The organism is Haloferax profundi (assembly GCF_001469865.1).
Classification (GTDB): domain Archaea; phylum Halobacteriota; class Halobacteria; order Halobacteriales; family Haloferacaceae; genus Haloferax; species Haloferax profundi.
Genome location: NZ_LOPV01000317.1, coordinates 1 through 10,417 on the forward strand (window position 1 = coordinate 1; position 10,417 = coordinate 10,417).

Consider the following 10,417-nt stretch of genomic DNA (forward strand, 5'->3'; position numbering starts at 1 on the left):
GACGAGTTCGTCGAACGCGCCGCACGCCGGCAGGCCGAAGTAGACGCGAGTGACGACTGACGGACGCGAGGTTCCGCGCGGACCCCCACTCGCCTCTTTCTCGCCCGAAGCGCCTACCACTAAGGTGACCCCCTGTCTTCTCCCACTATGCGACTCTCCGAGGCCACCTGGACCGACGTCGCTGACCTCGACACCGACCTCGCGGTCCTTCCCGTCGGAAGCACCGAGCAGCACGGGCCACATGCACCGCTCGGGACGGACTTTCTCAACGCCGAGTCGATTGCCGAGGCGGGTGCCGAGGCGTTCGACGGCGACGTCGTCGTCGGCCCGACGATTCCAGTCGGTGTCGCCGAGGAACACCGCGCTTTCGACGGAACACTGTGGGTCTCTCCAGACACCTTCCGCGCGTACGTCCGCGAGACCATCGAATCGCTCGCCTTCCACGGATTCGACCGCGTCGTCGTCGTCAACGGCCACGGCGGCAACGTCGAGGCCCTCGCAGAAGTCTGCCGACGAATCTCGCGGACGGGCGACGCCTACGCCGTCGCGTTCACGTGGTTCGACGCCGTCGGTGAACACTCGTCAGACATGGGACACGCTGGGCCACTCGAAACTGCACTGCTCCGACACACGCATCCCGAACTCGTCCGTGAAGACCGAATCGACGAGGCGAGAGCGGGCGCGGCAGACCGCTGGGGAGAGTGGGTCGCGGGGGTCAATCTCGCGCACGACTCGGACGAGTTCAGCGAAAACGGCGTCGTCGGTGACCCGGCCGACGGCGACGCAACGCGTGGAGAAGAGTTGGAGTCACTCGCGGCCGACGCACTCGCGAGGCTTCTCGAAGCGGTCGAATCACGTGACTGCGTGTGAGGGACTTGTCTCCTTGACCTACTCTTCTTCTTCCTCTTCTTCCTCTTCGTCGGCCGCTTCTGCGGCGTCTGCGAGTGCGCCACGGAGTTGCGGCATCGTGTTGGTGAGTTCGCCGACGAGTTCGTGCGCGTCTTCGACCATCTCGAGGAGTTCTTCGAGGTCTGCGATGGCTTCTTCGAGGTCCTCCGGGTCGTCGAACGCCTCTGCTCGCTTGCCGATGACGAACCACTTCTTGGCCTGTCGGAGGTGTTCGCTGGCGTCTTCGACGTTCAGGGACGACCGGAGACCGTTGAGGACGCCGAGGACGTTGTCAGCGTCGGCGTTCCACACGTCGTCTGCGTCGGGGAGGACGGCGCGGGCCTCGTCGAGATGTTCCTCGACATCTGCACGCATTTCCGCTGCTGCCTCTCCGAAAAGTTCGTCGTCGCCGAGGGTAGCTTGACTCATGCCAACACGTTCGGCACGGAGGGGTTTAAAAACGACCCCGAAAGTGAAAGTGAAATCGTGCGACTCGGTCGCGGTCGTGGCCGATTTCTCGAACCGCCTCGACTACCCTCACTCGACCGAGACGAGTCTCATCAGCGGGTAGCCATCTTCCATCTCCATCTTCGTCTGAACTGTCACGCCCTCGTACTCGATTCGCATCTCGACTTCCATGAATCGCCCCGTGAGTTCGGTGTAGTCCGCCGTCGAGTCCGCGAGTTCTGCGTCGAGTTCGTCGTCGAGGATGTCGACGGAGACCGACTCACAGTACGGTTGGTTCTCGATGGCCTCCGCCATCGCCTGTTCGAGGCTCCGCGCACTCGCAGGTGAGACTGGTGTGCCGGCGAACTGGTGATAGAGCGTCCCGAACTTGATTCCCGCCTCGAAGCAAGCGGTCTGTGGGTCGGTGACCATGGCTGGGGATATGTCGCTCATGGCTAAAGTTCGCCGATTAGATGCCTTCGCAGACGCGAACCGGACCTTACTTAGCCTCCCTCGCCGGACGTTGAACCGAATGGACCAGCCGGTTTTGCTTACGGGGGCTGGCGGGCGCGTCGGCCAGGCGATACTCGGGCACATTGGGGACGCCTACGACTGGCGGCTACTGGACCGCGAGCCACTTCCAGACGAGAAGATTCCAGCGTCGGTCGACCGAACGAACGTCTACGTCGCGGACGTCACGGACGAGACTGCCGTGAAGAACGCGATGGACGGCGTCTACGCAGTCATCCACCTCGCGGGTGACCCCCGTCCAGAGGCACCGTGGGACAGTGTACTCAGAAACAACATCGACGGGACGCAGAAGATGTACCAAGCGGCCGTCGACGCGGGCGTCGAGAAGTTCGCCTTCGCCTCGTCGAACCACGCCGTGGGCGCGTACGAGACCGAAGAACGGACGCCAGACATGTACCGGTCGCACCACGAGTTCCGTCTCGACGGAAACGAACTTCCCCGTCCGAGCAACCTCTACGGTGTGAGTAAGGCGACTGGTGAGACACTCGGACGCTACTACCACGACCACCACGACATCTCCGTCGTCAACGTCCGCATCGGCAACCTCACGCAGCACCACCCACCGAAGGAGTACGAACGCGGACAGGCCATGTGGCTCTCGTACCGCGACTGTGCACATCTCTTCGAGTGCTGTCTGGAGGCCGACTACGACTACGAAATCGTCTACGGCATCTCCGACAACGACCGAAAATACTACTCAATCGACCGCGCCCGCGAGGTACTCGGCTACGACCCTGTCGACAACTCTGCAGAGTACACCTTCGAGGGCGAACCGTTGGACGAAGTCTGACCCCTCAGCCTACTCGAACAACCCAGTTACGTCGTCTTCGCGGCGTCGCTTCAGTCGAACGTGTTCTGTCATTCGCTGGTAGACGAGGCCACGCTGTGCGTCGTTTTGCACGAAGTCGAACACCATCGCCGTGAACTGTGTCTGCGCCCCGTTCGAGACTTCTGTCCGAGCGTACTCGATTGCGTCTTCGACTACCGATTCGTCGTAGCCCTCTAACTCTTCGGCGAGGGTCTCGGCGGCGACGACGATTGCATCGAAGTCGAGGTCGTCGACGGTGACGATTCGGTCGTCGATGCGGAGTCTGGGCGGGTCGTCACGGACGACGACGTCGGGGTCCGATTCGAGACGTGACAGGGCAGTGCGAACGTCGTCGACGTCGATGCCGCGGTAGTCGTCCGGGAGGCCGTCGAGGTACGTTTGGGCACTTCTGGCTAACCCCGTCGCACCGGAGTAATTCTGCTCTCTGGCGTGGTGGACCGCAGCGGTGAACTGGATGAGACCGTGGAGAAACCGTTCGTCGTCGCTCCCGTCTTCGAGGCCCAACCAGACGGACTCCCACGCGCCGTGGGCCGCCCGGTACGCCCCGGCGTTGTAGATTGCGACGCCGGCGCGAAGCGAATCGTCCATACTGGTAGTCTCGGTGGGTGGCGGGTAAAAACGTCTGTAGTATCGACTCGGCGAGGGGACTCTGTAACGAATACAGTATCGTCCTGTTTCAGAGAGGAGTGCTCGCTGCTATCGGTTCGGGGACGAGAACCCATTCGGACCTCACACTGTTCGAATCGCAAGTTAGCACCGCTGTAACGTCCCTCTCGCGCGGAACGTCCCTGTAAATTGAGGTCATACTTATGCGTCTCGGGGACATATGAGGTATGATAGCACATGAATACCCACAAAATCCTCGACCGAGGTTTCGAACCATGACGCAGTCGCCGGTCTGCATCCGCTGTGGTGACAACTATCTGTTCACCCGGATGTACAAGGGCAATTACTGTCCCGACTGCCACGAAGCATGGTCTACGGCCCCTCGGTCCGAGGTGCCCCCTCGACCCCGCCCACAGAGTTCTCGTACCACGTCGTCAGTCGACCAGCACGACGACGAACGCGCTCCGAGGCTTGAACCTCCGTACGACGACGAGTGATACCCAACTTTTCCCGAGTCGCCATCGCTGAGTGGCAGCACCGTTTCTCGACGCGATTTCGAGCGGTTAGTCGCACTGGTAGTGAGTTTAACAGATGGTGAATCGAGCGTCCGGAGCGATGTGGAGCACGGCAGTCTCTCGGAGGTTAGTGTTCGCAAGGAAAACGTCCTGACGGAGTTCCACGCGAGCGTCGCGAGCGTGGAGCACGTCAGGAGCGAACGCAGTGAGCGTCCTGACGGAGATTTGAAGTCGGTTACTCTGCTCACTCCGTTCGCGCCGCTCCCTGCTCAAATCTCCTTGGAGTCCGGTTACGACCGAAGAACCGAGAGACACGAAGGTCTCTCGGAGGTTAGTGTTCGGAAGAGAAACGTCCTGACGGAGATTTGAACTCCGGTCCCTGGCTCCGCAAGCCAGGAGGATAGTCCACTACCCTATCAGGACTGTCTTGCTGCATTCTTCGGTACTCGACGGTTACTTAAGACGGTTACGATGTGGACTGTCAGTGAACCGCGGGACCACGGCACGAGCCACGGAGGTTCTCCGGGGCCGAGGTAACCTCCGTATTCCCCCTCGCACGGGTGTTTCGACGCAAGGACTTTTTGTCGAGGTAGTGTACCACCGTTCGTGAATCGACGTGCCATCCTCGCAGGTGCTGCAAGTTTCTGCGCTTCACTCGCGGGGTGCGCGGCCGACGACGAGGGTGACGACGGCCAACCGACCACGGAGACGACGACTGCGACGCCGACGCCGAAACCGAGCAAACCGGTGTTGGTCGGGCAGTCGATTGCGCCGGTGTCCACCGACGAGTGCCCAGCGGACGGGAAGGCGAACGTCCCCGCCATCGAGAACGGCATCATCAGCGTCGAAGGCTGTCTCTGGGGTGCAAGCGGGTGTTCGGTCGTCCGACTCGCTGGCGTCGAGTACGACGCCGAGTCGAACACTGCCGCTGTCGTCGTCGAGACAGTCGAAGAGACGTCCCCGGACGAAGAGTGCACGCAGGCGCTCGTCCCACTCGGCTACCGGGTCGAACTCCGGTTCAAGTTCCAACTTCCCGGCGAAGTCGTGGTCGTCCACGACGACGTGAACGGTCGGCGGACCGTCGCCCGCCGCGAAGTAAATACGTAACCACCCGCTTCGGCGACGCCCTCACCGAGGGTCCCCGGCGACGGTCACTATTTCACGAAGGTTCATCTACGAAGACGGACCCACCCCCGCTATGTCGTTCGTTTTGCGCCACCGTCACGTGTGCCTAACCACGAGGAAAACAACGCTTAAGCGCCGGCCTTCCCTGTTCGTCCATAGAATGAGTACGACGTGTGGTCTGCCGCGACGTGCGCGATTTGCACAGGGAGGTGACGCCTGATGGGCGTCATCGAGGACGTCTACGAGGACCTCGATACCGACGTCGAGTTCGAGAAGTTCGAGGCCGCGGTCAAAGACAAGGTCGAACAGATGGGCGGCCTCGCCGACGAGGAGACGGCAGCGATGCTCATCGCCCACGAACTCCGCGACGAGGAGGTAAACGGTATCGCCGACATCGAACCCGGCATGGAGGACGTGAAGTTCCTCGCGAAGGTCGTCAGCGTCGGCGAGATTCGCACCTTCGAACGCGACGACGAAGACGAAGACGGGCGCGTCCTCAACATCGAAGTCGCCGACGAGACGGGTCGCATCCGCGTCTCGCTGTGGGACGAGATGGCCGTCGGCGCAGAAGAGAACCTCGAAGTCGGGACCGTCCTGCGCATCGCCGGACGGCCGAAAGACGGCTACAACGGCGTCGAAGTCAGTGCCAGCAAGGTCGAAGAGGACCCCGACGCCGACGTCGACGTGCAGATTCTCGATAGCTACCGCGTCGAGGACCTCGCACTCGGTCTCTCGGACGTGAACCTCAAAGGGAAACTCCTCGATACGGGTGAGGTTCGAACGTTCGACCGCGACGATGGCTCCGAGGGTCGCGTCTCGAACCTCTCGCTCGGCGACCCGACGGGTCGCATTCGCGTCACGCTCTGGGACGAACGAGCGGACCTCGTCGAGGAACTCGACGTCGGGTCGTCTGTCGAAGTCGTCGATGGGTACGTCCGCGAACGCGACGGGTCACTCGAACTCCACGTCGGGTCGCGCGGGGCCGTCGAAGTCATCGACGAAGACGTCGAGTACGTTCCCGAGACGACAGACATCGCAGCGCTCGAACTCGGTCAGACTGTCGACATCGCGGGTGGCGTCATCGAGGCCGACGGCAAGCGTACGTTCGACCGCGACGACGGGTCGCAAGGACAGGTCAGGAACATTCGCGTCAAAGACGACACGGACGACATCCGCGTCGCACTCTGGGGCGAGAAAGCCGACACCGACGTGGACCTCGCCGACTACGTCGTCATCACGGACGTACAAATCAAGGAAGGCTGGCAGGAAGACCTCGAAGCGTCTGCTGGATGGCGTTCGTCCGTCACGGTCATGGACGAAGCCCCGGACAGCGCCGGCGGCAGTGACGCCGGGTCTGCGAGCGCGAACGACCAGGGACTCGGTGCCTTCTCGGGGGACTCGGGGTCGTCTGGGTCCGCCACATCGACCAGTGCGTCCGCAGGTGCGTCCGACACCGGCGCAGACGGCGAACCCGTCGAGTTCACCGGCACGGTCGTTCAAGCCGGAACTCCCGTCATCCTCGACGACGGAACACAGACGAAGACGGTCGAGACCGACGCCGAACTCGGCCTCGGCGACGAAGTGACCGTCAACGGCACCGAGACTGACGGCCGCATCACCGCAGATTCGGTCGAAGTCCACACGGGCGCGAAACGATAAGCGAACGAGCGCGGACCGTTCGTGATACCACGTCGTCACGTGCCTGCTCAGCCGTGTGACGGAATCTCAGACGGGTCTCGGGAGCGGTGCGGACGATAAAATCCAGAAGACACCGCTACGGAAAGGATTATACGCCGGACGGACCCGATATGTGGGTATGAGTGTCGAGCTACCGTTCGCCCCGGTAGACGCGATTATCCGGCAGAACGCGGGTGACCTCCGGGTGAGTGCAGGTGCCGCAGAGGAACTCGCGCGCCGGATTCAGGACCACGGCGCCGAGTTGGCGATAGACGCCGCCGAGCGGGCGACGGCGGACGGCCGCAAGACGTTGATGGCCGAAGACTTCGGCGTCCAGCAAGTCGTCGACCGAGACGACCTCTATCTTCCCGTCGCCCCTATCGACCGTATCGCACGCCTCCAAATCGACGACCGGTACCGTGTCGCCATGGATGCTCGAATCGCACTGGCCGATATCCTCGAAGACTACGCCAACAACGTGGCGAGTGCCGCAGTGAAACTCGCACACCACGCCGACCGCCGAACGGTGCAAGCCGAGGATATCGAGACCTACTTCTCCCTCTTCGAATAATGCGCTTCGGCTACAACGAGACGTGTCTCGACCACGATACCGGCCCACGGCACCCGGAGACCGCGGACCGCCTTCGCGCCATCCGCCGCGGACTCGCCAAGCGCCACGGCGTCGAATACGTCGAAGCGGCACCTGCCGAGAAATCGACCGTCACCGCCGTCCACGACCAGGACTACGTCGACGAGTTCCAGTCGTTCTGTCGCGGTGGCGGTGGGAACTGGGACCCCGACACGGTCGCCGTCGAACAGTCCTGGGTCGCCTCCCTCGCGTCTGCGGGACTCGCAGAGTGGGCCGCACGGTCTGCGCTCGACGGCAACGACGGCCGCGACACGCCCTTCTCGCTTGGCCGACCACCGGGTCACCACGCCGTCGAAGACGACGCCATGGGGTTTTGTTTCTTCAACAACGCCGCCGTCGCCGCGCAGGCGGTCATGGACGACGGCCTCGCCGAACGCGTCGCTATCTTCGACTGGGACGTCCACCACGGGAACGGGACGCAGGACATCTTCTACGACCGTGACGACGTGTTCTACGCCTCCATCCACGAAGACGGTCTCTACCCCGGCACGGGCGAAGTCGAAGAGACCGGCGACGACGGTGCGGAGGGGACGACGCTCAACGTCCCACTCCGTGCGGGTGCGGGCGACGCCGACTACGTCTACTCGTTCGAGGAGGCAATCGAACCGGCGGTCGAACAGTTCGACCCGGACCTGTTCATCGTGAGCGCCGGATTCGACGCCCACCGACACGACCCAATCTCTCGGATGCGGGTCTCGACGGAAGGGTACGCGATGCTCACCGAACGAGTTCGCGACCTGTGTGACGAGACAGATACCGCACTCGCGTTCGTCCTCGAAGGCGGCTACGGTCTCGACACGCTCTCAGAGGGCGTCGCAATCGTCCACGAGACGTTCGACGGCCGAATCGCGATGGACCCCGACGAAGACCCCGACCAGAAGAACGTGGACCTCGTAGACGAGATTCGAGACGTTCAGGGCCTCGGGTCGAAGTAACGACCGAACTCCGCACCGAACGCGTCGGCGAGGCTGACGACGTCGTCGCCCACGAGAACCTCGTACCCGTCTTCTCGCACCGTCGATTCGACGTGCTTGCCGAGTGCGACGTCGAACAGTGCGTCGCTCGTGAGGAACGCTGTCGCCGACGTGAACTCGCGTTCTCGCTCGACGACGAATCGGTCGCCGTCCAAGAACGGACCGTAGTCGTCGTCGCCGTCGGCGTACGCGTCGTAGAACCCGTCGGCGTGCTGTCGGACGTGGACCGGCGGCCCCTCGTGCCGTTCGACGCGCGGGCGTTCTGCGACCGAGAGTTCGAGGAACAACACCGCATCGTCGTCGGCGAACGTCTCTTTTCGGAACACGTCGAACCCCCGCCGGTCGAGGCCGTCTGCGACGCCGTCGAGCGACTTCCGAAGTTGTGGGTAGAGTTGGTCGTCGACGAGGTCCGGTGCGTCGAAGACGATGGCGACGGGCGTCGTGCCACGTCGTTCGAGATGACCGCGGACGCCGTCTGCGTCGAGTGCCGGTGGGTCGGGGAGGAAAAAGAGGTCTTCACGCGGGTCGGACAGCAGACTGCGCGCGTAGTGCTGGAGTCGTGCGACGTTCTCTGCCGAGCAGACGGCGGCGACGTTCCGTTCTGGGTCCGTCGGGTCGATGACGACGAGTGGGTCCGAGAACGTCCGTGTCCCGTGGTCTTCCGGGTCGAATTCGACCGGTGGTTTCCAGTCGGCGGCGGCACGGAGCAGTGCTTCGAACCCGCCGTATTCGAGGACGAGGAGTTCGGCGAGGTACCCCGAGAAGCCCTCCGTCCGAAGGTCGCTGCCGTATGCCCCGATTCCCTTCAGGAATCGTTTGAAGACGCGAACCTCGGCCGCGAGGGCGTCGTCGAGGCGCTCTGTGAGGTAGGCGTTGTGGAACGGCGTCCGGTCGACCGCAGAGCGAATCTCGGGTGCCGTGGGAACGTCGTAACAGGGGACGAGGTCGACGTCGAACCCCTCGTAGTCGCCTTTGACGTAGGGATGTTCGGCGTACTCTTCGTGTCCGTCGGGGAGGACGGCGTGGCCGACGGTGAGGCCGTAGTCTTCCAGTTCCTCGCGCGCGAGGTCGTCGGGAAACCGGACGAAGAGGTCGATGTCCCGGTCACCGGAGAGCCACGTGCCACGGGCGGTGCTGCCGACTTGCAGCACGTCGGCGTCCACGGGCAGGTCTGCCAGCGCGTCGTGGACGCGGGACTCCAAGTCTTTCGCCGCATCGGCGAGCGCCCGACGTTCCGCCTCGTCGGGGTCGATACGCTCGCGGACCGCGGCGACGACTGCGTCGAGGTCCGTGTTCGTCATGCGCGTCAGTTCCGTGCCGGGTGGCGAAAGCGTGACGGTGCGCTCGCGGCCGCGTGAGACGCTGTCACCCGCCAGCCGTCGGGTAAAAACGAAAGCCCTATCAAGAAACGTCGAATACGAAGCAATGCAGACGAAAGCCGCCGTAGCTCAGTTGGTAGAGCACCTCGCTGTTAGGGATTGCAGTTTCGGCTGCCGTCCGCAGACACGAGGTTGTCCCAGGTTCGAGTCCTGGCGGTGGCGCTTCTCTCATCTTCAGCGACTTTGAGCCGTTGTTTCGTCAGTTCGTTATCGACTCGAGAACTGTATCCAGCCGATACTCCTCGTGCCAGTTGATGCCGATTCGCTGATTGTTAGCTGGCGGTTCGTACCTCAGTTGCATCTTACCCGATGCAGCCTCGTTGACGTGAATCAAGTACGTTTGTTCGAGTTCCGGACTGTACACTGCAAAGAAATCGATCTTCCCGCGGTAGTCTGACCGTTCGTATCCATTCGAACGAGAGCGCGTGCTCACCGTTTCGAACGTGATTGTGCCATCGTTGGAGTCGTATCCAGTCTTGACTTGGAGCCTGTGAAAGCCGCTTCCAAGCTCGATGACGATGTCGTACGGCTCGTTGTCGTATTCGGGAACGAGCACAGGGATTCCTCGGCGGAGAAATGCCGCTTTGACGATTGCTTCTGCGGCTTGTCCCCGAAGGTGTGTCTCACCTAATTTCTCGAAGTAGAATGAGTCGTTTTGCATGCCATCAACACGACGTAGACCTACCTAGTTTTTTCCCAGAACAAAACGAAATCCACTTCACACTCCCCTCGATACGTACGAGTGCGAGCCGCCGTAGCTCAGTTGGTAGAGCACCTCGCTGTTAGGGATTGCAGTT

The 10,417-nt window shown here is 62.4% G+C and carries 13 protein-coding genes and 2 tRNA genes; 8 read left to right on the forward strand and 7 right to left on the reverse strand.

Going from position 1 to position 10,417, the window contains the following annotated elements; translation table 11 throughout:
- The first annotated feature begins 147 nt into the window (after positions 1-147).
- Complete coding sequence (locus AUR66_RS12675; protein WP_058572720.1) at positions 148-870, forward strand: creatininase family protein; 723 nt, start codon at positions 148-150, stop codon at positions 868-870.
- Positions 871-888: 18 nt separating this feature from the next.
- Here AUR66_RS12675 and AUR66_RS12680 read toward each other — a convergent pair whose 3' ends face one another.
- Complete coding sequence (locus AUR66_RS12680) at positions 889-1,317, reverse strand: DUF5790 family protein (RefSeq protein ID WP_058572721.1); 429 nt, start codon at positions 1,315-1,317, stop codon at positions 889-891.
- Between the two features lie 108 nt (positions 1,318-1,425).
- Positions 1,426-1,767 carry a dihydroneopterin aldolase family protein gene (locus AUR66_RS12685; protein WP_058572722.1) on the reverse strand — a complete coding sequence of 114 codons (342 nt, stop codon included), beginning with the start codon at positions 1,765-1,767 and terminating at the stop codon, positions 1,426-1,428.
- 100 nt (positions 1,768-1,867) lie between these two features.
- Here AUR66_RS12685 and azf point away from each other — a divergent pair, with 100 nt between their 5' ends.
- Positions 1,868-2,656: an NAD-dependent glucose-6-phosphate dehydrogenase gene (gene azf / locus AUR66_RS12690; protein WP_058572723.1), complete on the forward strand. Its 789-nt coding sequence runs from the start codon at positions 1,868-1,870 to the stop codon at positions 2,654-2,656.
- A gap of 9 nt (positions 2,657-2,665) precedes the next feature.
- Here azf and AUR66_RS12695 read toward each other — a convergent pair whose 3' ends face one another.
- Positions 2,666-3,283, reverse strand: coding sequence for a DUF309 domain-containing protein (locus tag AUR66_RS12695; RefSeq protein ID WP_058572724.1), 618 nt, complete (start codon positions 3,281-3,283; stop codon positions 2,666-2,668).
- 293 nt (positions 3,284-3,576) lie between these two features.
- On the opposite strand from AUR66_RS12695, the gene AUR66_RS23155 reads away from it, so the two are divergent.
- Positions 3,577-3,798 (forward strand): DUF7564 family protein, encoded by a 222-nt coding sequence (locus tag AUR66_RS23155; RefSeq protein WP_082682207.1) that lies wholly within the window; start codon positions 3,577-3,579, stop codon positions 3,796-3,798.
- An 87-nt stretch (positions 3,799-3,885) separates the two neighbouring features.
- Here the strand turns inward: AUR66_RS23155 and AUR66_RS21300 are convergent, their stop codons facing one another.
- Together AUR66_RS21300 and AUR66_RS12700 are read right to left on the reverse strand one after the other, a co-directional pair.
- Positions 3,886-4,089 carry a hypothetical protein gene (locus tag AUR66_RS21300; protein ID WP_157533104.1) on the reverse strand — a complete coding sequence of 68 codons (204 nt, stop codon included), beginning with the start codon at positions 4,087-4,089 and terminating at the stop codon, positions 3,886-3,888.
- Between the two features lie 77 nt (positions 4,090-4,166).
- Positions 4,167-4,239: transfer RNA gene (locus AUR66_RS12700), tRNA-Arg, on the reverse strand.
- A 183-nt stretch (positions 4,240-4,422) separates the two neighbouring features.
- Here AUR66_RS12700 and AUR66_RS12705 point away from each other — a divergent pair.
- The 4 genes from AUR66_RS12705 (at position 4,423) to AUR66_RS12720 (ending at position 8,202) form a co-directional block, all read left to right on the forward strand.
- The gene (locus tag AUR66_RS12705) at positions 4,423-4,923 is read left to right on the forward strand and encodes a hypothetical protein (protein ID WP_058572725.1); all 501 of its coding nucleotides are present in this window, start codon (positions 4,423-4,425) and stop codon (positions 4,921-4,923) included.
- Positions 4,924-5,160: 237 nt separating this feature from the next.
- A complete protein-coding gene (locus tag AUR66_RS12710) occupies positions 5,161-6,600 on the forward strand; it encodes a single-stranded DNA binding protein (protein WP_058572726.1) in 1,440 nt (479 codons plus the stop codon).
- Positions 6,601-6,757: 157 nt separating this feature from the next.
- A complete protein-coding gene (locus tag AUR66_RS12715) occupies positions 6,758-7,189 on the forward strand; it encodes a histone (protein ID WP_058572727.1) in 432 nt (143 codons plus the stop codon).
- Positions 7,189-8,202, forward strand: a complete 1,014-nt coding sequence (locus AUR66_RS12720; RefSeq protein WP_058572728.1) for a histone deacetylase family protein — start codon at positions 7,189-7,191, stop codon at positions 8,200-8,202. Before AUR66_RS12715 ends, AUR66_RS12720 begins: the two co-directional genes overlap by 1 nt.
- Here AUR66_RS12720 and cca read toward each other — a convergent pair.
- Positions 8,181-9,542 carry a CCA tRNA nucleotidyltransferase gene (cca, locus tag AUR66_RS12725; protein WP_058572729.1) on the reverse strand — a complete coding sequence of 454 codons (1,362 nt, stop codon included), beginning with the start codon at positions 9,540-9,542 and terminating at the stop codon, positions 8,181-8,183. The genes AUR66_RS12720 and cca overlap by 22 nt on opposite strands.
- Positions 9,543-9,678: 136 nt before the next feature.
- Here cca and AUR66_RS12730 point away from each other — a divergent pair.
- Positions 9,679-9,782: transfer RNA gene (locus tag AUR66_RS12730), tRNA-Asn, on the forward strand.
- Positions 9,783-9,819: 37 nt separating this feature from the next.
- Here the strand turns inward: AUR66_RS12730 and AUR66_RS12735 are convergent.
- Positions 9,820-10,281, reverse strand: coding sequence for a group I intron-associated PD-(D/E)XK endonuclease (locus AUR66_RS12735; RefSeq protein WP_058572730.1), 462 nt, complete (start codon positions 10,279-10,281; stop codon positions 9,820-9,822).
- Between the last annotated feature and the right edge of the window lie 136 nt (positions 10,282-10,417).

Bases quoted from the DNA above. Each gene is read 5' to 3' on its own strand.
- AUR66_RS12715 (WP_058572727.1), top strand. From the start codon at position 6,758: ATGAGTGTCGAGCTACCGTTCGCCCCGGTAGACGCGATTATCCGGCAG.
- AUR66_RS12720 (WP_058572728.1), top strand. From the start codon at position 7,189: ATGCGCTTCGGCTACAACGAGACGTGTCTCGACCACGATACCGGCCCA.
- AUR66_RS12685 (WP_058572722.1), bottom strand. From the start codon at position 1,767: ATGGTCACCGACCCACAGACCGCTTGCTTCGAGGCGGGAATCAAGTTC.
- AUR66_RS12735 (WP_058572730.1), bottom strand. From the start codon at position 10,281: ATGCAAAACGACTCATTCTACTTCGAGAAATTAGGTGAGACACACCTT.
- AUR66_RS12710 (WP_058572726.1), top strand. From the start codon at position 5,161: ATGGGCGTCATCGAGGACGTCTACGAGGACCTCGATACCGACGTCGAG.
- AUR66_RS12680 (WP_058572721.1), bottom strand. From the start codon at position 1,317: ATGAGTCAAGCTACCCTCGGCGACGACGAACTTTTCGGAGAGGCAGCA.
- AUR66_RS12675 (WP_058572720.1), top strand. From the start codon at position 148: ATGCGACTCTCCGAGGCCACCTGGACCGACGTCGCTGACCTCGACACC.
- cca (WP_058572729.1), bottom strand. From the start codon at position 9,542: ATGACGAACACGGACCTCGACGCAGTCGTCGCCGCGGTCCGCGAGCGT.
- azf (WP_058572723.1), top strand. From the start codon at position 1,868: ATGGACCAGCCGGTTTTGCTTACGGGGGCTGGCGGGCGCGTCGGCCAG.
- AUR66_RS12695 (WP_058572724.1), bottom strand. From the start codon at position 3,283: ATGGACGATTCGCTTCGCGCCGGCGTCGCAATCTACAACGCCGGGGCG.
- AUR66_RS23155 (WP_082682207.1), top strand. From the start codon at position 3,577: ATGACGCAGTCGCCGGTCTGCATCCGCTGTGGTGACAACTATCTGTTC.